This is a genomic window from Streptomyces sp. CB00455, assembly GCF_001905445.1.
In the GTDB taxonomy this organism is placed as follows: Bacteria; Actinomycetota; Actinomycetes; order Streptomycetales; family Streptomycetaceae; genus Streptomyces.
The window spans coordinates 1,201,189-1,226,030 of record NZ_LIVQ01000001.1 but is presented as its reverse complement, the minus strand read 5'-3'; the positions used below and the strand labels follow the sequence as shown (position 1 = coordinate 1,226,030).

Sequence of the window (24,842 nt, the reverse complement as noted above, 5' to 3'; positions counted from 1 at the left end):
TGATCCGGACGGTGCCGGCACTTGGGCGCGACAGGACAGGTGTCAGCACCGGCACCATCCGGAGACTCGGGCGCCCGCGGGGAGTTGCCCCCGGGGCGGGGTGGGTGCGGGCCGGTGAGCGGGCCGCGGACCCGGACGGTCAGACCTGCGAGCCGGAGAGGCGCTCGACGGCGCGCAGCAGCGCGGAGTGGTCCAGGCCGCCGTCGCCCTGGGCGTGCAGCGAGGCGACCAGCTGGGCGACGACCGCACCGACCGGAAGGGCGGCGCCGACGTTGCGGGCGGCGTCCGTGACGATGCCCATGTCCTTGTGGTGCAGGTCGATCCGGAAGCCGGGCTTGAAGTCGCGGTTCAGGAAGTTGTCCTTCTTGCGGGCCAGGACCGTGGAGCCGGCCAGACCGCCGCCGAGGACGTCCAGGGCGGCCCGGAGGTCCACACCGGACTTCTCCAGGAAGACGACGGCCTCGGCGCACGCCTGGATGTTCACCGCGACGATGAGCTGGTTGGCGGCCTTGACCGTCTGGCCCGAACCGTGCGGACCGCAGAGCACGATGGTCTTGCCGAGGGCTTCGAGGATCGGCAGGGCCTCGTCGAAGTCGGCCTGTTCACCACCCACCATGATCGACAGGACGGCCTCGATGGCGCCGGCCTCGCCGCCGGACACCGGGGCGTCGATGACGCGGATGCCCTTCTCGGCGGCGCTCGCTGCCAGGTCGACGGAGGTCTGCGGGGTGATCGACGACATGTCGATGACCAGCGCACCGGACCTGGCGTTCTCCAGGATGCCGTCCGCGCCGTAGGCGATGGCCTCGACCTGCGGGGAGGCGGGCACCATCGTGATGATGACGTCGGCGTCCCTGACGGCCTCGGCGATCGAGCCGGCCGCGGTGCCGCCGGCGGCGGCCAGGCGGTCCAGCTTGTCCTGCTCCAGCGTGAAGCCGGTGACCGGGTAGCCCGCCTTCAGGAGGTTCTCGGCCATGGGGGAGCCCATGATTCCGAGACCGATCCAGGCAATCGACGGGAGCGCAGCGGGGTTGCTCATGATGAGGGTCCTTCTGTTCATGCTTCGTACGAAAAGTTCGTGACGTGCCTGGCGGATCGCCTGGACTTTGTCGGCCTACTGCGCGGCGCGGGCCTCGGCCGGCAGCCACCCGAAGGACGCGGCGGCGTCGGCGGCCTTGTACTCCAGGCCCACGTAGCCGTCGTAACCGGCCTTCTTCAGCTGGTCGAGCAGCTCTTCGAGGGGCAGCCCGCCGGTACCGGGGGCGCCCCGCCCCGGCTTGTCCGCGATCTGGACGTGGCCGGTCTTGGCGGCGTACTTTTCGATGACCTCACAGAGGTCCTCATCGTTCATCGCCAGGTGGTACAGGTCGAGCAGGAACTTGGCGTTCCCGAGGCCGGTGGCCTCGTTGACCTTGTCCACCACCTCGATGCCGGCCGGGGCGCTCACCAGCGGGTAGAGCGGCGACTCGGGCTTGTTGAGGGTCTCGATCAGGAGGACCGCGCCGACGCGGTGCGCGGCCTCGGCGGCCACGACCAGGTTCTTCAGCGCGAGTTCGTCCTGGACCGCCGGGTCCACGCCGTCGACGCGGTTGCCGTAAAGGGCGTTCAGCGCCTTGCAGCCGACCGAGGCGGCGAAGTCCGCCGCCACGTTGACGTTGGCGTTGAAACGTTCCGACTCCGCACCGGGAACCGACACTGCGCCGCGGTCCGGTCCCGGCAGTTGCCCGGCGTAGAAGTTCAGGCCCACCAGCTGGGTGCCGGCGTCCTCAAGAGCCTTCTTGAGGGCGTCGAGCTCCTCCTGTGCGGGGGTGGGGGTCTCGATCCAGGGCCACCACAGCTCGACCGCCGTGAAGCCCGCCGCGGCGGCAGCCGCGGGACGCTCCAGGAGCGGGAGTTCCGTGAAGAGGATCGACAGGTTCACATCGAAGCGCTGGTCCGTGTATCCCATGAAGGGTGTGCGCTCCTTCCGTATTGCGGAAGTTGTTTTCTGCTTGATGGAAGACTGCATGGGCTTCCGCGCCGATGTCAAGTGCGGACTGCCGAAAAATCCTGACCGGGGGGTAGCTTGACCGCGTGCGATTGAGAGTGGAGTTCACGACCGAGCCCTTCGATCTCGAAGAGGCCCCTGCCCATGCCGTGGCCGCCCGCGAGGTCATCCAGAAGGCCCAGCTGGACGCGGTGGACGTCGGCCCCTTCGGCAACACCGCGGAGGGGGAGGCCGGCCGGGTGCTGGACGCGGTGGGCGCGCTGCTGCGCGACTGTCTGGAGTCCGGCGCCACCCGCGTGTCGCTCCAGGTCAACGTCATCGGGGAGGGCGCGCCGTGACCGAGCCCCGCGACCACCCCTTCATCGCCGCGGTCAAGCCGCTGGTGGACGCCATGGGCGGCGAGCTGATGGACCCCGCCCTGGCGCAGCCCGACGATGTCGTGCTCAGCTGGGAGGGTCAGGACCTGCTGGCCGTCCGGCTGCCCCAGCTCTCGGACTCCCTGGACCACATCCTGGCGGCGTTGGAGCGCCGGCACGGCGTGCCGCTGTCCCAGTTGGACCGGAAGTCCAAGCAGGACGTGGTCCGGATACTGGAGGCGCGCGGCGCCTTCTCCGTCCGGCACGGCGTGGAGACGGTCGCGGGCGCCCTCGGCGTCAGCCGGTTCACGGTCTACAACTACCTGAACAGGGAAAACGCCAACAAGAACAGCCAAGCGTGAACGCTGCTTGACGCACGGTGACGAGCCGCCGCCCGATTCATCCGGGCGGCGGCTTTTGTATACGGGAAGTTTCAACAAAGTGTTGACGCCGTGTGGTGGAGGGCGTTAGCTATGCGCAGCCCGTCAAAGCAACAACAGGCCACGGAGGCCTACCGTGACTTCGAGTCCGACACCGGGTCTCGCCCGGTTCAACACCCTGGACGACAGCGCGGCCGCGGCCGAGCTCCACGAGGTGTGCGCCAGTTCGGCATGGGGCGCCAAAATGCTCGCCCGGCGCCCCTTCTCCAGCGTCGAGTCCCTGTTCGCGGCCAACGAGTCCGCCATGGCGGAGCTCACCGCCGAGGACCTGGGCGAAGCCATGGGAGGCCACGCGCCGATCGGCCGGCCGAAGCCGGGAGACCCGACCTCCGCCCGCGAGCAGCGTGGCATGGCCGGCGCCTCGGCGGAGCTCAAGAACGAGCTCCTCGAACTGAACCTGGCCTACCAGGAGAAGTTCGGCCACGTCTTCCTCATCTGTGCCACCGGCGCGACCGGTGAGTTCATGCGGGACGCGGTCAAGGTACGGATCGACCACTCGCCGGAGCAGGAGCGAGAGATCGCGCGCGGCGAGCTCGTCAAAATCAACAGGATCCGCCTGACCCGCCTGGCCGCACCCGCACAAGGAGCGTGAACCATGAGCACCGAGACCACCGCGTCGGTGTCCACGCACATCCTGGACACCAGCATCGGCAAGCCCGCCGAGGGCGTCGCCATCTCCCTGTCGGCCCGCACGGGTCCGGCCGGCGAGTGGGCGGCCCTGGGTGGCTCCGCCACCGATGCGGACGGGCGCTGCAAGGACCTGCCGGCGCTGCCGGAGGGCACCACCCACGTACGTCTCGACTTCGAGACCGAGACGTACTTCTTCAGTGAGCACCGTTCCAAGAAGCAAGCCGAGGCGCAGCAGGACGCCCCCCGCGTAAGGGACAGCGGTGCGTTCTTCCCGGAAGTGACGATCACCTTCGCAGTCACCCCCGGCGAGCACTACCACGTACCGCTGCTGCTCAACCCGTTCGGCTACTCCGTTTACCGAGGGAGCTAGTCATGGCCACGATTCTGGGCCAGAACCAGTACGGCAAGGCAGAGAACCGCGTCGTCAAGATCACGCGGGACGGCGACACCCACCACATCAAGGACCTGAACGTCTCGGTCGCCCTCTCCGGCGACATGGACGACGTCCACTACTCCGGCTCGAACGCCAACGTCCTGCCGACGGACACCACCAAGAACACGGTGTACGCCTTCGCCAAGGAACACGGCATCGAGTCCGCCGAGCAGTTCGGCATCCACCTGGCCCGCTGGTTCGTGGGCAGCCAGGAGCCGATCCAGAAGGCGCGCATCCGGATCGAGGAGTACGCCTGGGACCGGATCGCCACGTCGGACGCCAACTCCCGGTTCATCGGTTCCGACGAGGTGAACCACTCCTTCGTCCGGCAGGGCATGGAGACCCGCGTCACCCAGATCACCTACGACGGGCAGAACTGGGAGGTCATCTCCGGCCTCAAGGACCTGGTCGTCATGAACTCCACGAACTCCGAGTTCTGGGGTTACGTGAAGGACAAGTACACGACGCTGAAGGAAGCCTACGACCGCATCCTGGCCACCCAGGTGTCGGCCCGCTGGCGCTTCAACTGGTCGGACGACGAGCAGCGGATGCCCCAGTGGGAGAAGTCCTACGCCGAGACCAGGAAGCACATGCTCCAGGCCTTCGCGGAGACCTACTCCCTTTCGCTGCAGCAGACCCTCTACCAGATGGGTTCGCGCATCATCAACCACCGTTCGGAGATCGACGAGGTCCGCTTCTCCCTCCCGAACAAGCACCACTTCCTCGTCGACCTGGAGCCCTTCGGCCTCAAGAACGACAACGAGGTCTACTTCGCCGCGGACCGTCCGTACGGTCTGATCGAGGCCACTGTCCTGAGGGACGGCGTCGATGCCCGCATCCCCGTGGACATGACCAACCTCTGATACGGCACGCGCGCCCCGGGGTACCGCAGTGGCCCCGGGGCGCGACACCCCCACTTCGTGAATCGGCACCCGGACGCATCACACGGGGCGGCAGTACCGTCAGCTGTCAAGGCCCCCGGCTCCGGCACTCAAATCCCCCGGGCCCTGCCGTGCCCGCACCGCCACTGAAAGCACGAGGAAGTCCCATGGCAGCATCGGCAGCCCCTGGCAGCGCGGCCCCGCGCATCGTCATCGAGAACTGCGCGATCGCGACCGTCGACGCGAACGACACCGAGTACGCCTCGGGCCACGTGGTAGTCGCAGGCAACAGGATCGAGTCCATCGGTGCGGGCAGGGCCCCCGAGAACCTCGAGAACGTGGTCCGCCGCATCGACGGCACGGGGCACCTCGTCACCCCCGGCCTGGTCAACACGCACCACCACTTCTACCAGTGGATCACGCGCGGTCTGGCCACCGACCACAACCTCTTCAACTGGCTCGTCGCGCTGTACCCGACGTGGGCGCGCATCGACGAGCAGATGGCGTACACGGCCGCGCAGGGCTCCCTCGCGGCGATGGCCCGCGGCGGTGTGACCACCGCGATGGACCACCACTACGTCTACCCCAAGGGCGCCGGCGACCTGTCCGGTGCGATCATCCGCGCCGCCTCCGAAATGGGCGTACGGTTCACCCTCGCCCGCGGCTCCATGGACCGCAGCGAGAAGGACGGCGGTCTGCCGCCGGACCACGCCGTCGAGACCCTGGAAGGCGCGCTCGCCGACACCGAGGCGACCGTGAAGAAGTACCACGACGCCTCCTTCGACGCGATGACGCAGGTCGCCGTCGCCCCCTGCTCCCCCTTCTCGGTCTCCACCGAGCTGCTCAAGCAGGGCGCCGAACTGGCCCGCCGCCTGGGCGTGCGCATGCACACGCACGGCTCCGAGACCGTCGAGGAAGAGCAGTTCTGCAAGGAACTGTTCGGCATGGGCCCGACCGACTACTTCGAGTCGACCGGCTGGCTCGGCGAGGATGTGTGGATGGCGCACAGCGTCCACATGAACGACTCCGACATCGCCGCGTTCGCCCGCACCAAGACCGGTGTCGCGCACTGCCCGTCCTCCAACGCCCGGCTGGCCGCCGGCATCGCCCGCGTCCCGGACATGCTGGCCGCCGGCGTGCCGGTGGGCCTCGGCGTGGACGGCACCGCCTCCAACGAGTCCGGCGAGCTGCACACCGAGCTGCGCAACGCACTGCTGATCAACCGCCTCAACCCGGTCCACCGCGAGCGCGCCCTGAACGCGCGCCAGGCCCTGCGCCTGGGCACCTACGGCGGCGCCCAGGTCCTCGGCCGCGCCGACAACATCGGCTCGCTGGAGGTCGGCAAGTGCGCCGACCTCGTGATGTGGAACCTGAGCACGCTGCTCCACTCCTCCATCGCCGATCCGGTCACCGCGCTGGTCTTCGGCGCGGCCGCGCCGGTCACCCTCTCGCTGGTCAACGGCAAGCAGATCGTCGAGGACAACCGACTGCTCTTCGCCGACGAGGACGCCATCGCCGTGTCCACGCGCGAAGAGGCACAGCGCCTCGCGCGACTGCACTCTTAGCGATCTGGCCGCGCAGGCCTGATCCCACGGAATCCGGCCGGGGGGGACGGCCCCCGGCCGGCGGCCGCGGACCCGAGCGGGGTCCGCGGCAGCCGCTCCCGGGAAGCGCCCCAGGCAATCCGAAGGCGCCCCCGGGTGCGGTGACTCGTGCCACTCACCCCGCAGCACGCCCGGCGCGCCACCGCCACGGGACCCCCAGCCCCGCAGCGCGGGAGACGGCGCGGAAACGGTTCGGGCGCATCGCTTCCGCAGTGCCGAGACAGCCGGTGCAGCACCCACAACTGAACACAGGCTCGACTCGCACAGCTTTCGCACCACCTCCATGACACCCACGTCCTGCCGACGTGTTTAACCGACCGGAGGAAGCCGTGGCCAAGGCGCCCAGGTTTCGCAAAGACGCAGTCGCAGTACCGGAGGAGAAGCACCCGGTCGACGAGACCCTGCCTCCGCTGAGGATGTTCACGAGCGGTCTCCAGCACGTGGCCGCCATGTATGCCGGCGTCGTCGCCCCGCCCATGATCGTGGGCCCCGCCGTGGGCCTCTCCGCCACCGAGACAGCCTTCCTGATGGGTGCCTCGCTCTTCACCGCAGGGCTCGCCACCCTCCTCCAGACCCTCGGTTTCTGGAAGATCGGCGCCAAACTCCCCTTCGTCAACGGCGTTTCCTTCGCCGGTGTGACCCCGATGATCGCGATCGGCAAGGGGGAGGGGGACGACGCCATCCCCGTCATCTTCGGCGCGATCATCGTCGCCGGGATCGTCGGCTTCTTCGCCGCCCCCTACTTCGGCAAACTCGTCCGCTTCTTCCCACCGGTCGTGACGGGTACGGTCATCACCCTGATCGGCGTCTCGCTCCTGCCCGTGGCCTTCAACTGGTCGCAGGGCGGCAACCGCACCGCCACCGACTACGGCTCGATGAAGAACATCGGCATGGCGGCCCTCACGCTGGTGATCGTCCTGCTGATGCGCAAGTTCCTGCGCGGCTTCCTCCAGCAGATATCCATCCTGCTCGGCCTGGTCGCCGGTACGCTCATCGCCCTTCCGCTGGGGATGGCCGGCTTCGACACCGTCAGAGACGCCCCCGTCATCGGCTTCCCGACCCCCTTCCACTTCGGCGCCCCCGAGTTCCAGGTCGCCGCCATCATCTCGATGTGCATCGTGATGCTCGTCTGCATGACCGAGTCCACCGCGGACATCCTCGCGCTCGGCAAGATCGTCGGTCGGCCGGCCGACGCCGGGACCATTGAGGGCGGCCTGCGCGCGGACACCCTCGGCAGCGCGCTCAGCCCCCTCTTCAACGGCTTCATGTGCAGCGCCTTCGCGCAGAACATCGGGCTCGTCGCCATGACCAAGGTCCGCAGCCGGTTCGTCGTCGCGGCCGGCGGCGGCATCCTGATCCTCCTCGGCCTGTGCCCCATGGCCGCCTCCGTCATCGGAGTCGTCCCGCTGCCCGTCCTCGGCGGCGCCGGCATCGTGCTCTTCGGATCGGTCGCCGCCAGCGGGATCCAGACCCTGGCCGGCGCGGCCATGGAGAAGGGCGAGAACGCCCTGATCGTGGCCGCCTCCGTGGGCATCGGCCTGATCCCGATCGCGGTGCCCGGTTTCTACCACGCCTTCCCGAAAGACCTGCTGGTCGTCCTCGACTCCGGCATCAGCACCGGCTGTGTGGTGGCCATCGTGCTCAACCTGGCCTTCAACCACCTCGGCGCCAAGAAGGGCGCGGCGGCCGCGCCGGAACCGGTCCCTATGCACTGACCCGGCCGTCCGGCCGCGCACGGCGGTGCGTACGCCACCCACTGCGGGTGTGGCGTACGCACGGCCGTGTCCGCGTGTCCGCGTGTCCGCGTGTGCGCGTGCCGGCGTGTCCGCTGTCCGCGTGCCGTCGCCCGTCCGCGTGCCGCCGCGCGAGCGGCCCGCCGCTACGGCGCGGGGGTCAGGTACATCCCGCTCTGGTCACCGCCGGGGGTGTTCTTGCAGCCGAAGCCCGAGGTCGCGGGCTGCGCGACCACCAGGGCCAGGCAGCGCCCCGCCGCCAGCTGCCCGTAGTGGTTCGGGTGCATGGACTCCTGGATCAGGCCCTGGGACTCGTTGTTGTCGATCCAGCGCGCCCACTCGCTGGTCCTGGCCGAGGCCGGGACCGTGGCGGTCACCTGCTTGCTGGCCTTCGCACACACCTCGCGCCCCTGGAGCATGTCCCTCAGATCGAGGAACTGCACGCCCTTGACGGCGGCCACGCCCTTGATCCGGTTCGCGATCTGCGGCACCAGCGAGTCGCGCGCCCAGTCCGAGTCCCGGTTCCAGAAGGGGCACCCGCCCGAGTTGAGCCGGCTCCAGTCGCTCTGCGCGTAGCGGTTCTCCGCCGCGCGCGGAATCGGAGACGGGTAGGACTGCAGCACGATCCGGTAAGAGGCGTCGGCGTATCCGGCCCCGCGCATCACGGCGCGGATCTCGTCCACGGACTTGCCGACCTTGCCCATCACGCCGTCGATCCTCTGGTCGACACCGTACTGCTGGTCGTCGTGGCAGTACGAGTTCCAGAGGATGAAGTCGTACGCGCAGTCCTTGATGATGTCGGCGAAGCCGAGGTCGTTCCCGCCGATGGACAGCGCGATCACCTTGACGTCGTGGCTCGCCGCGACGGCGGCCAGCTGGTCGGCCTGCGGGGCCTCGCCCTTGAAGGCCACGCCGCCGTTCGCCGCTCGGAAGACGTTCTCGGAAGTGGCCCCGGAACAGGCCAGGTTCACGGCGACGTCGGCGATCGCCCCGGCGCTGCGCACCTCGGCGGAGTCGGACCGGTGGCAGCCGCCCGCGGTGGTCCCGTACACCCTGCCGGGGTCATAGGTGCTACCGCCGGCCCAGCCCCGGTCGGTCCCGTTCCTGCTGCCGCTGTTGGTCAGGCTGTTGCCCTGCCAGCGCCCGGCTTCGCCGGAGATGTAGCTGTCGCCCATGGACACCACCGCGGTGGGTCCGCTGCCGGGTCCGGCGGCGACGGCCCCGGTCCCTGTGGCCAGCAGCGCGCCGAAGGCGAGCGGCAGAACCATCCCGGCTCCGGCGAGTCGTCGCACACGACTGCCGGCCCGGTCCTTGCTGACGTTGCGGAATCCGATCACTGCGGAACTCCTGCGGTAGGCCATGCGGGAGCGGGAGCCGGGCACGGCTCCGCCGCATGGCTGGGTAAGTGGGGGTACCGCCGGCCGGTGGCAACCGGAAAGGTGACACGCCGCACGTTGTTACCGCTAGGTAGCCGCAGATCACGATGGAGTAACGACCGACCGGTCGTTCGGCCGCGCACACGGCTCCGCCCCCGGCGCCGTGGGGCGACGGGGGCGGAGCCGGCCGTTGCGGCCGCTTTCGACTGCTGTGCGATTCAGCCGAACACCATTGTCTAGCCGATCAGTTGGTCGTACGCCGGCAGGGTCAGGAAGTCGGCGTAGTCCGCGTCCAGGGACACCTGGAGGAGCAGGTCGTGGGCCTGCTGCCACTTGCCGCAGGAGAAGGCTTCCTCGCCCACCTCGGCGCGGATGGCGGCCAGTTCCCCGGCGGCGATCTCACGGGTCAGCTCCGCTGTGGCCGTCCGGCCGTTCTCGAAGACGACTCCGGCGTTGATCCACTGCCAGATCTGCGAGCGCGAGATCTCGGCGGTGGCCGCGTCCTCCATCAGACCGAAGATGGCGACCGCGCCGAGCCCGCGCAGCCAGGCCTCGATGTAGCGGATGCCGACCTGGACCGCGTTGCGCAAGCCCTCGTAGGTGGGCTTCGCGTCCAGCGAGTCGATCGCGATGAGTTCGCCCGGGGCCACCGAGACGTCCTCGCGCAGGCGGTCCTTCTGGTGGGGCCGGTCGCCGAGCACCGCGTCGAAGGAGGCCATCGCGATCGGGACGAGGTCGGGGTGGGCGACCCAGGAGCCGTCGAAGCCGTCGCCCGCCTCGCGGTCCTTGTCGGCCTTGACCTTCTCGAAGGCGACCTTGTTGACCTCGGCGTCCTTGCGGGACGGGATGAAGGCCGCCATGCCGCCGATGGCGTGCGCGCCGCGCTTGTGGCAGGTGCGGACGAGCAGTTCGGTGTAGGCCCGCATGAACGGGGCCGTCATCGTCACCGCGTTGCGGTCCGGCAGGACGAACTTCTCGCCGCCGTCACGGAAGTTCTTGACGATGGAGAAGAGGTAGTCCCAGCGGCCCGCGTTGAGGCCGGACGCGTGGTTGCGCAGCTCGTAGAGGATCTCCTCCATCTCGTACGCGGCCGTGATCGTCTCGATGAGGACCGTCGCGCGGACGGTGCCCTGCGGAATGCCGACGTAGTCCTGGGCGAAGACGAAGATCTCGTTCCAGAGGCGCGCCTCCAGGTGCGATTCCGTCTTCGGCAGGTAGAAGTACGGTCCCTTGCCGAGCTCGATCAGGCGCTTCGCGTTGTGGAAGAAGTACAAGCCGAAGTCCACCAGCGAGCCGGAGGCCGGGCCGCCCTCGAACCGCAGGTGGCGCTCCTCCAGGTGCCAGCCGCGCGGTCGCATCACGACGGTGGCGAGCTGGTCCGCGGGCCCCAGGGCGTACGCCTTGCCGGTGCGCGGGTCGGTGAAGTCGCTGCGGCGCTCGTAGGCGTCGATGAGGTTGAGCTGGCCGAGGACGACGTTCTCCCAGGTGGGGGCGGAGGCGTCCTCGAAGTCGGCGAGCCAGACCTTGGCGCCCGAATTCAGGGCGTTGATGGTCATCTTGCGGTCCGTCGGGCCGGTGATCTCCACGCGGCGGTCGTTCAGCGCGGCCGGCGCCGGGGCCACCTTCCAGTCCCCCTCGCGGACCTGTGCGGTGTCCGGGAGGAAGTCCAGGGTGGAGGTCCGGGCGATCTCGGCGCGGCGCTCGCCGCGGCGGGCGAGGAGCTCCGTGCGGCGGGGGGCGAACCGCCGGTGCAGCTCGGCCACGAAGACCAGGGCCGCTTCGGTGAGGACTTCGTCCTGCCGGGGCAGGGGCTCGGCGTCGACGATGGCCAGCGGGGACGGCGCTGGTGCGGACATATCTGTCACTCCTTCAGCGGCGGTGCCTGGCGGCCGCGGGGAATGCTCGCGCGAGACGGCACGCAGTGTCGTCGGGTGTGGAGAGTTCCGGCAAACGGTCGCGGGCGCCGTCTGGGGGTTCAGGGCGCTTCTGACCAGTGGATAGTAATTTCCTCATGGTGGAAGTTCAATGGTTTGTTGATGTCGAGATTCTCCGAGTCGACAGATCCTGGTGGGTGGTGGCCCTCGGTGCCACCACCGTTACACCGCGCTCAGTCAAGGTGTGCCAGGTCCGACGGCGTGTCGATGTCGAAGGCCGCAGCGACGTCCGCGCACTCCACCAGCACGAGCTCGTGCGCGTGTCGGGCCAGGTGGTCCCGCGCGCCCCTGTCGCCCGTCGCCGTCGCGGTGATGTCCGCCCAGCGGTCGGCGCCGAACAGCACCGGATGGCCGCGCTCCCCGTCGTAGGCCGCCGCCGCCAGGCTCGCCGGCGAGCGGTAGGCCCCCCGCACCCGGGCCACGGCCGCCGCCCCGATCCCCGGCTGGTCCACCAGGCAGACCAGGACGGCCGCGGCGCCCGTCCCGGCCAGCGAGGCGAGGCCCACCCGCAGTGAGGAGCCCATGCCCTCCTGCCAGGCGGGGTTGTCGACGACCACGCAGCCGGCCAGGTCGGCCCGCGCGCGGACCTCGGCCGCCGAGGCGCCCAGCACCACGTGCAGCGGGCCGCAGCCCGCCTCGCGCAGCACCCGTACGGCGTTTTCCACCAGCGGGCGGCCCCGGTAGGGGAGCAGGGCCTTGGGCCGGCCGCCGAGCCGCCGGCCGCCCCCGGCCGCCAGGAGCAGCCCGGCGATCACCGGGGCGGCGCCGCGGACGCCGGGATCCGCGGCGCCGGGGAGGCCCGGACGGGGATCGGGGCCGGGGCCGGGGCTCCGGTCGTGGCCGGCGCGGTCGGTGTGGCCGTGGGATGACATGCCGACGATTCTCGCTCCTGCGCGGCAACCGGAAGCCGCCCCCGCCGCCTCCACGCGCGCCGCAGGGCGGCCAGCGCGGCCCCGATCCGCAGCGGCTCGCCGATCCGGTCTTCCGCGGCGGCCAGCAGGGCTCGTTCGGCACGGTCTGTGATCATCGCGGCGTCTCCTTGCCAATCGGGGGCCAATGAGGCGAGTCTGGTCCCCGATTGGCCTGGACGTCAGAGCCAATCGGGGGAGGTTGGCATGGGACACGGACAAGGGGTCCACATGGCGGACAGGACCCTGGGCAGCCGGCAGCTCGCGGCGCTGCTCCCGGCCGGGGTGCTGGCCCGCCCCGGCTACCGGGCGCTCGCCGACGCCCTGCGCACCCTGATCCTCGACGGGCGGATCGCGCTGCACGTGCGGCTGCCCGCCGAGCGCGAACTCGCCGGGGCCGTCGGCGCCAGCCGGGCCACCGTCACCGGCGCCTACGACCTGCTGCGCGAGAGCGGCTACGTCCGCAGCCGGCGCGGATCCGGCACCTGGACCGAACTGCCCGAGGGCCACCGCCCGGTCGGCGCCCACACGCTCGTCGCGGCGGGCGCCCACGGCGCCGGCGGCGACCCCGGGATCGACCTCGCCATCGCGGCCATGGGCGCCCCGGAAGAGGCCCTCGCCGACGCGCTGGCCCGGGCCGCGGCCCGGCTCCCCGGCGCGGCGCGCGACCCCGGCTACCACCCCTTCGGCCTGCCCGACCTGCGGACGGCGGTCGCCGAGCGCTTCACCCGGCGCGGACTGCCCACCCGCCCCGAGCAGATCCTCGTCACGTCCGGCGCCCAGCAGGCCTTCGCCCTCGTCGTCAGCCTGCTCTGCCGGCCCGGCGACCGGGTCCTGACCGAGAACCCGACCTACGCCAACGCCCTCGACGCCCTGCGCCACGCCCGCCTGCGCACCGGCTCCATCGCCGTGTCCGACGCGGGCTGGGACATGGAGATAGCCGAGTCCACGCTGCGCCAGACCGTCCCCCGGCTGGCGTACGCGATCCCCGACTTCCACAACCCGACGGGCGCCCTGATGCCCCCGGACCAGCGGCAGCGGCTGCTCGCCGCCACGCGCACCACCGGCACCTGGCTGGTGGTGGACGAGACCATCGCGGACATCGCGCTGGACGTCCCCCCGCCGCCGCCGCTGGCCTCGCTCGCCCCACGCGGCGGAGCCGACCACGTGATCACGATCGGGTCCCTGAGCAAGACGCACTGGGGCGGCCTGCGCGTGGGCTGGATCCGGGCCGGCGCCAAGATGGTCACCGAGCTGACGGCCGTACGGGTCGCGGCGGACATGACGGGGTCCGTACTCGACCAGCTGGTGGCGCTGCCGCTCATGGAAGGGCTGGACCGGACCCTGCCCGGGCGTCTGGCACGGCTGCGGACCCAGCGCGAGGCACTGGTGGGCTCCCTCCAGCGGCACACCCCGCAATGGTCCTGGCGGCTCCCGCCCGGCGGGCTCTCGCTCTGGGTCGACCTGGGCGAACCGGTCAGCTCCGCCCTCACCGAGCGGGCCGCCGCCGCGGGCGTGCACATCGGCCGCGGGGCCCGCTTCGGGGTGGATCCGGGGACCTTCGAGCACCGGCTCCGGATCCCGTACACGCTGCCCGCCGACCGCCTGGAGGAGGGCGTACGGCGCCTCGCGCGGGCCTTCCACGAAGGGGTCCCGCTGGCCCCGGCGGTGCAGCGGCCGCACTGGGTCGCGTAGGTCCTAGAGGGTACGGATCAGGCGGCGGGTGGCCGCGGCCGCCACGGCGGAGGTGCGGGAGTCGACGCCGAGCTTGGCGTAGACGTGCACCAGGTGGGACTTGACGGTGGCCTGGCTGAGGAAGAGCCTCTTGGAGATCTGTTGGTTCGACAGGCCGTCCGCGACCAGCTGTAGCACCTCCAGCTCCCGCTTCGTCAGCGCCTGCGCGGGCGTCCGCATCCGGTCCATCAGGCGCAGCGCCACCGCCGGGGCCAGCGCCGACCGGCCCGCCGCCGCCGTCCGCACCGCCGTGGCCAGTTCCTCCGGCGGGGCGTCCTTGAGCAGGTAGCCCGAGGCGCCCGCCTCCACCGCCGCCAGGACGTCCCCGTCGGTGTCGTAGGTCGTCAGCACCAGCACCCGGGGGGCGCCCTGGCGGGCCGTGATCAGGGCGGTGGCCTCGGAACCGTGCATGGCGGGGCCCGGACCGAACTGCAGGTCCATCAGCACCACGTCCACCGCCCCGGCCGCCGCCAGCTCCACCGCCCGCTCCGCGGTCGCGGCCTCGGCGACCACCGTGAAGCCGGGCTCGGTGTCGAGTACCGCGCGCAGTCCCGCCCGGACGACCGGGTGGTCGTCCGCGAGCAGCAGCCGGATGGTCATCGCAGCGCCTCCACGGGCAGCGGCAGGGTGACGGCCACGGCGGTGCCCTGGCCGGGGCCGGACTCCACGGTGAACAGCCCGCCCAGGCTCTCGGCGCGCGAGCGCATCGCAGGCAGGCCGAAGCCGCCGTGGTCGTGGCCGGGGCCGGGGCTGTCACCGGCGGCGGAGGCGGCCGGATCCGGGTCGAAGCCCTGCCCGTCGTCCACCACGTCCAGGGTGACCGAGGAGTCCATGAAGGTGAGCGTGATCCCGGCGCGCCCGGCCCGGGCGTGGCGCACCACATTGGCCAGTGCCGACTGGGCGATCCGCAGCAGCGCGACCTCGTACGGCGTGGGCAGTGCGCGTGGATCGCCGCTGAGGGAGAACCGCACGCGCGGCCCCGCCACCCCCGAGCAGAGCCGCTCCAGCGCCGCGGCGAGCGACCCGTGTTCCAGATCGGGCGGGGTGAGGGCCCGTACGAAGCGACGCGCCTCGGCGAGGTTCTCCTGGGCGGCCTCCCGGGCCCGCGCGATGTGCGCGAGCGCTGCCACGAGCGCGGCGGGGGACACGGCCGGGACGACTCGGGTGGTGACGCCGGTGCCGGTGCCGGCCGTACCCCCAGCTGTACCCGCGCCCGCGCCCGTGCCCGTGCCCGTGCCCGTGCCCGTAGCCGGGGCCGGCGTGGCCGCTCCCGGCCGGTCCTCGCAGAGCGCCCGCTCGGCGGCCCGCAGCAGCAGCTGGATGGAGGACAGCCCCTGGGCCAGGGTGTCGTGGATCTCCCGCGCGAGCCGTTCCCGCTCGGCCAGGATCCCGGCGTCCCGCTCCGCGGCCGCCAGCTCCGCCCGCGTGGTGATCAATTCCTCGATCAGCTCGCGGCGGCGCTCGCTCTCGCGGTAGAGCGCCTGGTAGCCCAGGACGGTCGCCACCGCGACCGCCCCGCCCAGCGACGGCCCGAGGAACGCCCCGGGCGTCAGCGCGCTGCTGTGTACGAGGAAGCCGCCTATGGCCGCGCAGGCGGTCACCGCGACGGCGGCGACCCCCCGGCGCGGCCGCAGCAGGTGCAGCTCCAGGAAGTACAGCGGGAAGGCGACCCACAGCCCCTCGGGGGAGAGGGCGAGCAGGGCCGCCCAGAGCGCGCCCAGCGCGGTCAGCCACACCGCCGCGGCGCGCGGCGAGGTGTGCACGGCGGGGGCCCGTACGCCGCCCGCGTACACGGCGGCCAGCACCGCGCACACGGCGATCACCCAGCCGGTCCGGGGCGCCGAGCCGGCGACGGCCCGGCCCGCGGCCAGCGCGAGCAGCCCGAACAGCAGCGCGTGCAGGCACAGCCGCAGCACCTTCGAGACGGGGGTGAGCGGCCGGACGGGGCCGGCGGGCCGGGCGGGGCCGGCGGGCCGGGCGGGGCGGGGGTCCGGAACAGTCATCGCCCGACCAGCGTAAGCGGGGCCCGGCCACCTCCGGTCAATCGAAAGTTCGATGTCGCGGTGCACCCTTCGACGCCGGGATCGCCACCGGGGCGCGATGCCCCGGGCCCGTGCGGAGGACCAGGGTGGGGGACATGTTCGTCGCATGGAGAGATCTGCGTTTCGCGAAGGGCCGCTTCGCCCTCATGGGCTCGGTCGTCCTCCTCATCACCCTGCTGGTCGGCCTGTTGTCGGGCCTCACCTCGGGCCTGGCCAGGGAGAACACCTCGGCCGTCACCGGCCTGCCCGCCACCCATCTGGCCTTCGCCGCGCCCGCCGGTGACCAGGAGGTGTCCTTCACCGGCTCCCAGGTGCCGGAGAGGGCCTGGCAGGCCTGGCGGTCGCAGCCCGGGGTGACGGCGGCCGAGCCGCTCGGCATCCGTACGGCCCACGCCGCCTCGGGGGAGCGGACCGCCGCGGTGTCCGCCTTCGGGGTGGAGCCCTCAGGGGGCCTCGGCCCGCGCGGCGGCGACCTCGCCCCGGGCAAGGCGGTCCTCACGGAGAAGGCCGCCGAGGAGCTGGGCGGCCTGGGCCCCGGCGCCCGGCTGCGGATCGGCACGCTCGAACTGACCGTGTCGGCCGTCTCCGGAACCGCCGCCTACAGCCACACCCCGGTCGTCTGGATGGATCTGGGCGACTGGCAGCGAACCGGCGGTCCGGGCACCTCCCCCGAGACGCTCGCCACCGTCGTCGCCGTCCGCGGCGACGGCATGGACCTGGCCGCCGCGGACCGGGCCGCCGGCACCGAGACCCGCACCCTGGACGAGGCGCTCGGCGCCATCGGCTCCTACCAGGCCGAGAACGGGTCGCTCCAGCTGATGCGCGGTTTCCTCTTCGCCATCTCGGCCCTGGTCATCGGCGCCTTCTTCACGGTGTGGACGATCCAGCGGAGCGGAGACATCGCGGTGCTGAAGGCACTGGGTGCCTCCACCCCCTACCTGCTCAAGGACGCCCTCGGCCAGGCCGTGGTCATGCTCGCCGCCGGCACCGGGCTCGGTTCGGCGCTCGCCGCCGGCTTCGGAGTGCTGATCGGCGGCGGGAACGTGCCCTTCGTCCTCGACGCCGCCACCGTGCTCCTCCCGGCCGCCGTCATGATCGTGCTCGGCGTCCTCGGCGCCGCCCTGTCCATCCGGCGGATCACCGCCGTCGACCCGCTGACCGCCCTCGGGAGCGCCCGATGACCCTGTCCGTGCACGACGTCACGCTCACCTACCCGGACGGCGACGCCCGGCTCACGGCCCTGGACGCGGTCCGCCTGGACGTGCCCGCCGGCACCCTGACGGCAGTGATCGGGCCTTCCGGCTCCGGCAAGTCCAGCCTGCTCGCGGTCGCCGCCACCCTGGCCACCCCGGATTCGGGGCGGGTGGTCGTCGCCGGCCGGAACACGGCCGGGCTCAGTGCCGCTGAGAAGTCGGCGCTGCGCCGGGAGAAGATCGGCATCGTCTTCCAGCAGCCGAACCTGCCGGCCTCGCTGACCGCCGCCGAGCAGCTCCAGCTCATGGCGCACCTCTGCGGCCGTCCCGCGCGGACGCTGCGCCTGCGCGCCCTGGAGCTGCTGGACGCAGTGGGCCTGGCGGACAAGGCCGACAAGCGCCCCCACCAGCTCTCCGGGGGCCAGCGCCAGCGGGTCAACATCGCCCGCGCCCTGATGAACGAGCCCGCCGTGCTGCTGGTCGACGAGCCGACCAGCGCCCTGGACCACGAGCGCGGGGCGGCCGTGCTCGACCTGCTGGTCACCTTGACCCGCGAGCGCTCCACGGCCACGGTGCTGGTCACCCACGACCACGCCCATCTGGACCGGATGGACCGCACGGCGACGATGGCGGACGGCCGCCTGGTGCAGGGACCGGACCGGGACACCGGCGGGCGGGCGCCGGTCACGGCCGCCTCCTGACCGCCTGCGCGCGGCGTACGAAGGCCCCCGCGGCCCCTTCGGAAGGGGCCGCGGGGGCCTGGCGCCGTACGCGGGGTCCGCAGCCCGTCAGGCGGGTCCCGCAGCCCGTCAGGCGGGGTTCTGGCTGGACAGGGCCACCGACAGCTCCGCCGCGACACCCTGCAGGATCGGCACGATCGAGTCGGTCAGCGCCTCGGTCACCCGGCCGGCCGGACCCGAGATGGAGATCGCGGCGGCGGTCGGCGAGTTCGGCACCGACACCGCGAGGCAGCGGACTCCTATTTCCTGCTCGTTGTCGTCGACGGCGTAGCCCACCTTGCGGACGTGCTCCAGCGCGTCGAGGAAGCCCTCGGGCGTGGTGATGGTCTTCTCGGTCGCCGCGGGCATCCCGGTGCGGGCGAGCAGGGCCCGCACCTCGTCCGCGGGGGTGTGGGCGAGGAGCGCCTTGCCCACACCGGTGGAGTGCGGCAGCACCCGGCGGCCGACCTCGGTGAACATGCGCATGGAGTGCTTGGACGGCACCTGGGCGACGTAGACGATCTCGTCCCCGTCGAGCAGCGCCATGTTCGCGGTCTCGCCGGTCTCCTCGACGAGCCGGGCGAGGTAGGGGCGGGCCCAGGTCCCGAGCAGCCGGGCGGCCGACTCGCCCAGGCGGATCAGCCGGGGGCCGAGGGAGTACCGCCGGTTGGGCTGCTGGCGGACGTAGCCGCACGCCACGAGGGTGCGCATGAGGCGGTGGATGGTCGGCAGGGGCAGACCGCTGGCCGCGGAGAGCTCGCTGAGCCCGACTTCGCCTCCCGCGTCGGCCATGCGTTCGAGCAGATCGAAGGCGCGCTCCAGGGACTGGACGCCACCGCCGGCGGCGGTGGACTTGGCGGAAGCGTCGGTGGTGCTGGCGCTGGACGTCGGCACGGCGCGGTCCTTTCGGTGCTGGCAGGCAAGGAAGCAGCCTACCGGTCGGCCGGCGCCGGCCCTAGAGCCGGGGCGGCGCCTTCCCCGCCGGTCAGAGCGGGTTTGTCCGGGTGGAGAACGTGCTCGTGAAGTTACCCGCCGTCCCCCGGTGGTGGTAGCTACATTCTGTATGGCGAAATTCCCATTCCATCTTGTGGAAACCTCCAAGTGCGGTACAGGTCGGCCGGTGGTCCGTCCGGACGCTCTTGACGGGTCCCGGATCGCCGTGAAGACTCCGTCAACAGAACGTTGAATTTCGCTCTGCGGAAGTAGATGGGGAGGTTCCGGTGGCCGACGCGGCTGTGGAACTGGTACTGCGCTCGACGCGCGTCATCACCCCCGAGGGGACGCGCGCCGCTTCGGTGGCCGTCGCCGGCGGGAAGATCACGGCCGTGCTGGCGCACGGGGCCGAGGTACCGGCCGGAGCCCGGCTGGAGGACTTCGGCGACGACGTCCTGCTCCCCGGCCTGGTCGACACCCACGTCCACGTGAACGACCCGGGCCGCACCGAGTGGGAAGGCTTCTGGACGGCGACCCGCGCCGCCGCGGCCGGAGGCATCACCACGCTCCTCGACATGCCGCTGAACTCCCTGCCCCCGACCACCACGACCGACAACCTGCGCGTCAAGCAGGAGGTCGCCCGCGCCAAGGCGCACGTGGACGTCGGCTTCTGGGGCGGGGCCCTGCCGGACAACGTCAAGGACCTGCGCCCGCTGCACGACGCCGGCGTCTTCGGCTTCAAGTGCTTCCTGTCGCCCTCGGGCGTCGAGGAGTTCCCCGAGCTCGACCAGGAGCAGCTCGCCGCCTCCCTCGCCGAGGTCGCCGGCTTCGGCGGCCTGATGATCGTGCACGCCGAGGACCCGCACCACCTCGACGCCGCGCCCGTCGTCCCCGGCCCCAAGTACGCCGACTTCCTCGCCTCCCGCCCGCGCGACGCCGAGAACACCGCGATCGGCAACCTGATCGCCCAGGCCAGGCGGCTGGACGCCCGCGTCCACGTGCTGCACCTGTCGTCCTCCGACGCGCTGCCGCTGATCGCCGCCGCCAAGGCCGAAGGCGTGCGGATCACCGTCGAGTCCTGCCCGCACTACCTCACCCTCACCGCGGAGGAAGTGCCCGACGGAGCCAGCGAGTTCAAGTGCTGCCCGCCCATCCGCGAGGCCGCCAACCAGGACCTGCTGTGGGACGCGCTCGCCGACGGCACCATCGACTGCATCGTCTCCGACCACTCGCCCTCCACCGCGGACCTCAAGACCCGCGACTTCTCCACCGCCTGGGGCGGCATCTCCTCCCTCCAGCTGGGCCTCCCCGCCATCTGGACCGAGGCGCGCAGGCGCGGCCGCACCCTGGAGGACGTCGTCCGCTGGATGTCCGCCGCCCCCGCGGAGCTGGCCGGCCTGAGCCGCAAGGGCGCCATCGAAGCCGGCCGCGACGCCGACTTCGCGGTACTGGCCCCCGAAGAGACCTTCACCGTGGACCCGGCCCACCTCCACCACCGCAACCAGGTCACGGCGTACGCGGGCAAGACCCTGCACGGCGTCGTGAAGTCCACCTGGCTGCGCGGCACGCAGATCGCCGACCACGGCACCCCGACCGGGCCCACGGGCCTCCTCCTCGAAAGGCAGAACTGACAGTGGCGATCGCATCCTTCACCGGCAACGCGAACCCGTACGGAGGCGGCGACCCGTACGCGGACTACCGCACCGCGGACTTCCCGTTCACCCAGTACGCCAATCTCGCCGCCCGCGAGCTGGGCGCCGGTGTCATCGCCGCCAACGACGAGTTCTTCGCCGAGCGCGAGAACCTGCTCATCGCCGAGGCCGCGCACTTCGACCCCGAGCACTTCGGCCACAAGGGCAAGGTCATGGATGGCTGGGAGACCCGCCGCCGCCGCGGCGTCTCGGCCGAGCAGCCCTGGCCGACCGCCGAGGACCACGACTACGCCCTGATCCGCCTGGGCGCCCCGGGCGTCATCCGCGGCATCGTCGTCGACACCGCCCACTTCCGCGGCAACATGCCGCAGGCCGTATCGGTGCAGGGCGCCTCGGTGGCGGGCTCCCCGACGGCGCAGGAGCTCCTGTCCGGCGACGTGAAGTGGACGACCCTGGTCGAGCGCACCCCCGTCGGCGGCCACGCGGCCAACGGCTTCGAGGTGAACGCCGAGCAGCGCTTCACGCACCTGCGCCTGAACCAGCACCCGGACGGCGGTGTCGCCCGCCTGCGCGTTTACGGCGAGGTCCGCCCCGACCCGAAGTGGCTCGCCGCGCTCGGCACCTTCGACGTCGTCGCCCTGGAGAACGGCGGCTCGGTGGAGAACGCGTCCAACCGCTTCTACTCCCCGCCGTCCAACACCATCAATCCGGGCCGCTCCCGCAAGATGGACGACGGCTGGGAGACCGCCCGCCGCCGTGACAACGGCAACGACTGGATCCGCTACCGGCTGGTGACCGAGTCCGAGATCCGCGCCGTCGAGATCGACACCGCCTACCTCAAGGGCAACGCGGCGGGCTGGGCCTCGCTGTCGGTCAAGACGGGCGAGGACGGCGAGTGGACGCAGTTCCTGCCGCGCACCCGCCTGCAGCCCGACACCAACCACCGCTTCGTGCTGGACACCCCGGCGGTCGGCACGCACGTGCGGATCGACATCTTCCCCGACGGCGGCTTCTCCCGCCTGCGCCTGTTCGGCTCGCCGACGCAGGCCGGCTCGGCCGCCTTCGCCGCCCGCCACCAGGAGCTGGGCGGCTGACCCCGCCCGCTCCGTGACGCGCCCGCCCCGTGACGCGCCCGCCCCGTGACGCGCCCGCCCCGGGGGGCCGGCACCCCCGGGGCGGGCGCCCTGCGCACGGCCCCGAGGGGCGCACCCCCCGCCGGGTGCGCCCCTCCCGCGTACGCGGCGCCGTCGCCGGTGCGGGAAGCAGACGCCGCGTTCCTCGCGCGCCGCACCGGTGAGTGCGCCGCGGCCCTGGAGTCTGGTCCCGGGAACACCGGCAAGACGGAACCGATCCAGGAGCGCAGAGCCATGGGCAAGCTGACCCTCACCACCTTCCTGACCCTCGACGGCGTAATGCAGGCGCCGGGAGGACCGGAGGAGGACCGCACCGGCGGGTTCGCGTACGGGGGGTGGCTGGTGCCGTTCGCCGACGAGGGCATGGGGGAGTTCGTCAGCGGCCTCTTCGGCCGGGCGGGGGCGTTCCTGCTCGGGCGGCGGACGTACGAGATGTTCGCGCGGCACTGGCCGCAGCACGACGACCCGGGCGATCCGGTCGCCCGCCGGCTGAACCGACTGCCGAAGTACGTGGCCTCCACCACTCTGAAGGCCCCGGCCTGGGGCCCGGCGACCGTCCTCGACGGCGAGCACCTCCAGAGCGAGATCATCAGGGTCAAGGACGCGCTCGACGGCGAGCTGCAGGTGCACGGCAGCGGCGCGCTCGCGCAGTGGCTACTGGCCCGCGACCTCGTGGAGGAACTGAACCTGCTGGTCTTCCCCGTCTTCCTGGGAGCCGGACGCAGGCTGTTCCCCACGGGCGGCCTGCCGACGGCCTGTGAACTGACGGCCTCCCGCACCACCTCCCGCGGCACGGCCATCCACACCTACCGGCCGACGGGCCGTGCCGCTTTCGGCACCTTCGCGGACTGACCCCGCCGGGGCCCGCTCACCGCCGGACCTCACCGCCGGACCTCGTCGCGGGGCCAACCGCTCGCCGTGGGACCGGGGACGGCGGCGGCCATGACCGTCGGGAAACGGGTCGCGGGGAAACGGGTCGCGGGGAAACGGGTCGCCGGGCGTGATCGCCTCCGATACCGTGGCCGCCTCCCGTGCGAGCCGCCGAAGTCTCCACCCCTGACCGCCGATGGAGACACCCGGTGACCGTGACCTCGCCCGCCCTCGTCGCAGGACCCCCGGCCCCCCGGCGGGCCTGGCTCGCCGACCTGCCCGTCCTGGCCGTCGCCGTCGTCTGGGGCGGCAGCTACCTCGCGGCCAAGGGCGTCACCACCGCGCACACCGTCATCGCCGTACTGGTGCTGCGCTTCGCGCTGGTGCTGCCCGTCCTGGCCCTGGCCGGCCGGCGGCGACTGCGGGCGCTGACCCCTGCGCAGCTGCGCGGCGGGGGGCTGCTGGGCCTCGTACTGGGCGGGATCTTCCTCCTGGAGACCTACGGGGTCGTCCACACCTCCGCCACCAACGCCGGGCTGATCATCAGCCTGACCATGGTCTTCACCCCGCTCGCCGAGGCCGCGGTGCGCCGGGTCCGGCCCCCGGCCGCCTTCCTGGGCGCGGCCGCCGTCTCGGTCGCCGGAGTCGTCCTCCTCACCCAGGGCGCGGGATTCACCGCGCCCGGCGCAGGCGACCTGCTGATCCTCGGCGCCGCCCTCGCCCGCACGGTGAACGTGCTGCTCACGGCCCGGATGAAGGCCCTTGAGGACGCCGACCCGCTCTCCCTCACCACCGTCCAGCTCGGCGGAGCCGTCCTCGTCTTCGCCCTGCTGGCCGCGACTCCGGGCAGCGGGGACAGCCCGTGGGCAGCGGCCGCCGGCTTCGGCGCCCCGCAATGGGCGGGTCTCGTCTTCCTGTCCGTCTTGTGCACCCTCTTCGCCTTCTTCGTGCAGACGTGGGCCCTGCGCCGCACCTCCCCCTCCCGGGTCAGCCTGCTGCTCGGCACGGAGCCGCTGTGGGCGGCCGCCGCCGGCATCGTCATCGGGGGCGAGCACCTCGGGCCGCTCGGACTCGCCGGGGCCGGCCTCGTCCTGGCCGGGACGGCCTGGGGGCGCCGCGCCGCGGGCTGAGCAAATGGCCGGATCATGCCCGTCCGGTTCCGGGAAGGGGCCCGTACGCTGGCCCCCATGCCGCCGCCGGGAGCCCTCCGTTCACAGGTCCGGGAGTTCCTCCAGCCGGACCGGACGCCGCTCGCGACGCGAGAGTTCGCACGCCTCCGCGACCCGCAGCGCGGCGAGCGCCTCCCGGCCGTCGCACGGATTGGCCCCCTCGCCGCGCACCAGGCGCACGAAGGCCGCGAGTTCCGCCTCGTACGCCGGACCGAACCGCTCCAGGAAGCCCGTCCACGGCTTGCTCGCCGGGGGCGGTCCCTGCGGTTCGGTCGAGGCGATGGGCGTACGGTCGTCCAGCCCGGCGGAGACCTGGTCCCGCTCCCCGGCCAGCTCCATCCGGACGTCGTAGCCGGCGCCGTTGCACCGGGTGCCGGTCGCCGTGACCAGCGTCCCGTCGTCCAGGGTGAGCACGGCCGCGGCCGTGTCGATGTCCCCCGCCTCCCGGAACACGGCCCCTCCCGCGTCCGAACCGGTCGCGTACACCTCGGCCACCTCGTGCCCGGTCACCCAGCGCACGATGTCGAAGTCGTGCACCAGGCAGTCCCGGTACAGGCCGCCGGAAGTCGCCAGATAGCCGGCGGGCGGCGGGGACGGATCGGCCGTCATCGTGCGTACGGTGTGCAGCCGGCCCAGGGCGCCCGAGCGGACCAGCTCCCGGGCCGTGCGGCAGCCCGCGTCGAAGCGCCGCATGAAGCCCAGCTGGAGCACCCCGCCGTGCGCCTCCACCTCGCGCAGCACCGCCAGGGTCCGGGCCAGGTCCGTGGCCAGCGGCTTCTCGCAGAACACCGGAAGGCCGCCGCGCACGGCCCGGACCACGAGCTCCGCGTGCCCCTCGGTGGCGCAGGCCACGACCACGGCGTCCACGCCCCAGGTGAAGACCTGCTCCACGGAGGGCGCGGCGGTGGCGCCGAGCCGGTCGGCGAGGCGCACGGCCCGCGCCGGGTCGGCATCGGCCAGCAGGAGCGAGCCCGCGTCCGCCCGGCGGGCCAGCGCCGCCGCGTGGAAGGACCCGATCCGGCCCGTTCCGATGAGCCCGATGCGCATGCACTCAACCTGACCCCGTACGGGGGACCTGTCAATCCGCGCGCACCCGCCCCGATGACCCCTCATGG

At 72.2% G+C, this 24,842-nt stretch carries 23 protein-coding genes; 14 read left to right on the top strand and 9 right to left on the bottom strand.

Translation table 11 applies throughout. The annotated features are described in order from the left end of the window. Positions 1–139: 139 nt before the first annotated feature. On the bottom strand, positions 140–1,039 hold the full coding sequence (locus AMK16_RS05615) for a 2-hydroxy-3-oxopropionate reductase (protein ID WP_073909279.1): 900 nt from the start codon (positions 1,037–1,039) through the stop codon (positions 140–142). 75 nt (positions 1,040–1,114) lie between these two features. After that, positions 1,115–1,948, bottom strand: a complete 834-nt coding sequence (locus tag AMK16_RS05610) for a TIM barrel protein (protein ID WP_073909277.1) — start codon at positions 1,946–1,948, stop codon at positions 1,115–1,117. Between the two features lie 125 nt (positions 1,949–2,073). Here AMK16_RS05610 and AMK16_RS05605 point away from each other — a divergent pair, with 125 nt between their 5' ends. The 7 genes from AMK16_RS05605 (at position 2,074) to AMK16_RS05575 (ending at position 8,046) form a co-directional block, all read left to right on the top strand. Beyond that, on the top strand, positions 2,074–2,325 hold the full coding sequence (locus AMK16_RS05605) for a thiamine-binding protein (RefSeq protein ID WP_073909275.1): 252 nt from the start codon (positions 2,074–2,076) through the stop codon (positions 2,323–2,325). After that, positions 2,322–2,705 carry a helix-turn-helix domain-containing protein gene (locus tag AMK16_RS05600; protein ID WP_073909273.1) on the top strand — a complete coding sequence of 128 codons (384 nt, stop codon included), beginning with the start codon at positions 2,322–2,324 and terminating at the stop codon, positions 2,703–2,705. The genes AMK16_RS05605 and AMK16_RS05600 overlap by 4 nt, the downstream gene beginning before the upstream one ends. A gap of 154 nt (positions 2,706–2,859) precedes the next feature. Then, a complete protein-coding gene (gene uraD, locus AMK16_RS05595) occupies positions 2,860–3,375 on the top strand; it encodes a 2-oxo-4-hydroxy-4-carboxy-5-ureidoimidazoline decarboxylase (protein ID WP_073909271.1) in 516 nt (171 codons plus the stop codon). A 3-nt stretch (positions 3,376–3,378) separates the two neighbouring features. After that, positions 3,379–3,783, top strand: a complete 405-nt coding sequence (gene uraH / locus AMK16_RS05590; protein ID WP_073909269.1) for a hydroxyisourate hydrolase — start codon at positions 3,379–3,381, stop codon at positions 3,781–3,783. Between the two features lie 2 nt (positions 3,784–3,785). Then, a complete protein-coding gene (gene pucL, locus AMK16_RS05585; RefSeq protein ID WP_073909267.1) occupies positions 3,786–4,709 on the top strand; it encodes a factor-independent urate hydroxylase in 924 nt (307 codons plus the stop codon). A gap of 185 nt (positions 4,710–4,894) precedes the next feature. Then, positions 4,895–6,292 carry an 8-oxoguanine deaminase gene (locus AMK16_RS05580; protein ID WP_073909265.1) on the top strand — a complete coding sequence of 466 codons (1,398 nt, stop codon included), beginning with the start codon at positions 4,895–4,897 and terminating at the stop codon, positions 6,290–6,292. Between the two features lie 368 nt (positions 6,293–6,660). Next, a complete protein-coding gene (locus tag AMK16_RS05575; protein WP_073909262.1) occupies positions 6,661–8,046 on the top strand; it encodes a nucleobase:cation symporter-2 family protein in 1,386 nt (461 codons plus the stop codon). A 164-nt stretch (positions 8,047–8,210) separates the two neighbouring features. Here AMK16_RS05575 and AMK16_RS05570 read toward each other — a convergent pair whose 3' ends face one another. The 3 genes from AMK16_RS05570 to AMK16_RS05560 all read right to left on the bottom strand — a co-directional run bounded on the left by AMK16_RS05570 (position 8,211) and on the right by AMK16_RS05560 (position 12,129). Then, positions 8,211–9,401 (bottom strand): GDSL-type esterase/lipase family protein, encoded by a 1,191-nt coding sequence (locus tag AMK16_RS05570; RefSeq protein WP_242438598.1) that lies wholly within the window; start codon positions 9,399–9,401, stop codon positions 8,211–8,213. A 275-nt stretch (positions 9,402–9,676) separates the two neighbouring features. Next, on the bottom strand, positions 9,677–11,296 hold the full coding sequence (gene aceB, locus AMK16_RS05565) for a malate synthase A (RefSeq protein ID WP_073909260.1): 1,620 nt from the start codon (positions 11,294–11,296) through the stop codon (positions 9,677–9,679). Between the two features lie 251 nt (positions 11,297–11,547). Then, the gene (locus tag AMK16_RS05560) at positions 11,548–12,129 is read right to left on the bottom strand and encodes a nucleotidyltransferase family protein (RefSeq protein ID WP_073910575.1); all 582 of its coding nucleotides are present in this window, start codon (positions 12,127–12,129) and stop codon (positions 11,548–11,550) included. A 384-nt stretch (positions 12,130–12,513) separates the two neighbouring features. Here AMK16_RS05560 and yczR point away from each other — a divergent pair, with 384 nt between their 5' ends. Then, the gene (yczR, locus tag AMK16_RS05555; RefSeq protein ID WP_338014410.1) at positions 12,514–13,977 is read left to right on the top strand and encodes a MocR-like transcription factor YczR; all 1,464 of its coding nucleotides are present in this window, start codon (positions 12,514–12,516) and stop codon (positions 13,975–13,977) included. A gap of 3 nt (positions 13,978–13,980) precedes the next feature. Here yczR and AMK16_RS05550 read toward each other — a convergent pair whose 3' ends face one another. Both AMK16_RS05550 and AMK16_RS37025 read right to left on the bottom strand, forming a co-directional pair. Further along, the gene (locus AMK16_RS05550) at positions 13,981–14,616 is read right to left on the bottom strand and encodes a response regulator (protein WP_073909256.1); all 636 of its coding nucleotides are present in this window, start codon (positions 14,614–14,616) and stop codon (positions 13,981–13,983) included. After that, the gene (locus tag AMK16_RS37025) at positions 14,613–16,019 is read right to left on the bottom strand and encodes a sensor histidine kinase (protein ID WP_242438597.1); all 1,407 of its coding nucleotides are present in this window, start codon (positions 16,017–16,019) and stop codon (positions 14,613–14,615) included. The genes AMK16_RS05550 and AMK16_RS37025 overlap by 4 nt, the downstream gene beginning before the upstream one ends. Before the next feature lie 134 nt (positions 16,020–16,153). On the opposite strand from AMK16_RS37025, the gene AMK16_RS05535 reads away from it, so the two are divergent. Next, entirely contained in the window at positions 16,154–17,239 is a 1,086-nt protein-coding gene (locus AMK16_RS05535) for an ABC transporter permease (protein ID WP_073909253.1), read from the top strand. After that, entirely contained in the window at positions 17,236–17,952 is a 717-nt protein-coding gene (locus tag AMK16_RS05530; protein WP_073909251.1) for an ABC transporter ATP-binding protein, read from the top strand. Before AMK16_RS05535 ends, AMK16_RS05530 begins: the two co-directional genes overlap by 4 nt. A 108-nt stretch (positions 17,953–18,060) precedes the next feature. Here AMK16_RS05530 and AMK16_RS05525 read toward each other — a convergent pair whose 3' ends face one another. After that, complete coding sequence (locus tag AMK16_RS05525; protein WP_073909248.1) at positions 18,061–18,864, bottom strand: IclR family transcriptional regulator; 804 nt, start codon at positions 18,862–18,864, stop codon at positions 18,061–18,063. Between the two features lie 326 nt (positions 18,865–19,190). On the opposite strand from AMK16_RS05525, the gene allB reads away from it, so the two are divergent. The 4 genes from allB (at position 19,191) to AMK16_RS05505 (ending at position 23,688) form a co-directional block, all read left to right on the top strand. Further along, a complete protein-coding gene (gene allB, locus AMK16_RS05520; RefSeq protein WP_073909246.1) occupies positions 19,191–20,534 on the top strand; it encodes an allantoinase AllB in 1,344 nt (447 codons plus the stop codon). Positions 20,535–20,536: 2 nt separating this feature from the next. Further along, positions 20,537–21,649 carry an allantoicase gene (alc, locus tag AMK16_RS05515; RefSeq protein ID WP_073909243.1) on the top strand — a complete coding sequence of 371 codons (1,113 nt, stop codon included), beginning with the start codon at positions 20,537–20,539 and terminating at the stop codon, positions 21,647–21,649. A 273-nt stretch (positions 21,650–21,922) separates the two neighbouring features. Further along, complete coding sequence (locus AMK16_RS05510; protein ID WP_073910572.1) at positions 21,923–22,540, top strand: dihydrofolate reductase family protein; 618 nt, start codon at positions 21,923–21,925, stop codon at positions 22,538–22,540. A 227-nt stretch (positions 22,541–22,767) separates the two neighbouring features. Continuing rightward, positions 22,768–23,688, top strand: coding sequence for a DMT family transporter (locus AMK16_RS05505; protein ID WP_073909239.1), 921 nt, complete (start codon positions 22,768–22,770; stop codon positions 23,686–23,688). 81 nt (positions 23,689–23,769) lie between these two features. Here AMK16_RS05505 and AMK16_RS05500 read toward each other — a convergent pair whose 3' ends face one another. Beyond that, positions 23,770–24,774, bottom strand: a complete 1,005-nt coding sequence (locus AMK16_RS05500; RefSeq protein ID WP_073909237.1) for a Gfo/Idh/MocA family protein — start codon at positions 24,772–24,774, stop codon at positions 23,770–23,772. Positions 24,775–24,842: the final 68 nt, after the last annotated feature.

What these genes read in the sequence shown, in the direction of transcription:
- AMK16_RS05615 (WP_073909279.1), bottom strand. Translation starts at nt 1,039, where the DNA reads ATGAGCAACCCCGCTGCGCTCCCGTCGATTGCCTGGATCGGTCTCGGA.
- AMK16_RS05610 (WP_073909277.1), bottom strand. Translation starts at nt 1,948, where the DNA reads ATGGGATACACGGACCAGCGCTTCGATGTGAACCTGTCGATCCTCTTC.
- uraH (WP_073909269.1), top strand. Translation starts at nt 3,379, where the DNA reads ATGAGCACCGAGACCACCGCGTCGGTGTCCACGCACATCCTGGACACC.
- pucL (WP_073909267.1), top strand. Translation starts at nt 3,786, where the DNA reads ATGGCCACGATTCTGGGCCAGAACCAGTACGGCAAGGCAGAGAACCGC.
- AMK16_RS05580 (WP_073909265.1), top strand. Translation starts at nt 4,895, where the DNA reads ATGGCAGCATCGGCAGCCCCTGGCAGCGCGGCCCCGCGCATCGTCATC.
- aceB (WP_073909260.1), bottom strand. Translation starts at nt 11,296, where the DNA reads ATGTCCGCACCAGCGCCGTCCCCGCTGGCCATCGTCGACGCCGAGCCC.
- yczR (WP_338014410.1), top strand. Translation starts at nt 12,514, where the DNA reads ATGGCGGACAGGACCCTGGGCAGCCGGCAGCTCGCGGCGCTGCTCCCG.
- AMK16_RS05550 (WP_073909256.1), bottom strand. Translation starts at nt 14,616, where the DNA reads ATGACCATCCGGCTGCTGCTCGCGGACGACCACCCGGTCGTCCGGGCG.
- AMK16_RS37025 (WP_242438597.1), bottom strand. Translation starts at nt 16,019, where the DNA reads ATGACTGTTCCGGACCCCCGCCCCGCCCGGCCCGCCGGCCCCGCCCGG.
- AMK16_RS05535 (WP_073909253.1), top strand. Translation starts at nt 16,154, where the DNA reads ATGTTCGTCGCATGGAGAGATCTGCGTTTCGCGAAGGGCCGCTTCGCC.
- AMK16_RS05530 (WP_073909251.1), top strand. Translation starts at nt 17,236, where the DNA reads ATGACCCTGTCCGTGCACGACGTCACGCTCACCTACCCGGACGGCGAC.
- AMK16_RS05510 (WP_073910572.1), top strand. Translation starts at nt 21,923, where the DNA reads ATGGGCAAGCTGACCCTCACCACCTTCCTGACCCTCGACGGCGTAATG.
- AMK16_RS05500 (WP_073909237.1), bottom strand. Translation starts at nt 24,774, where the DNA reads ATGCGCATCGGGCTCATCGGAACGGGCCGGATCGGGTCCTTCCACGCG.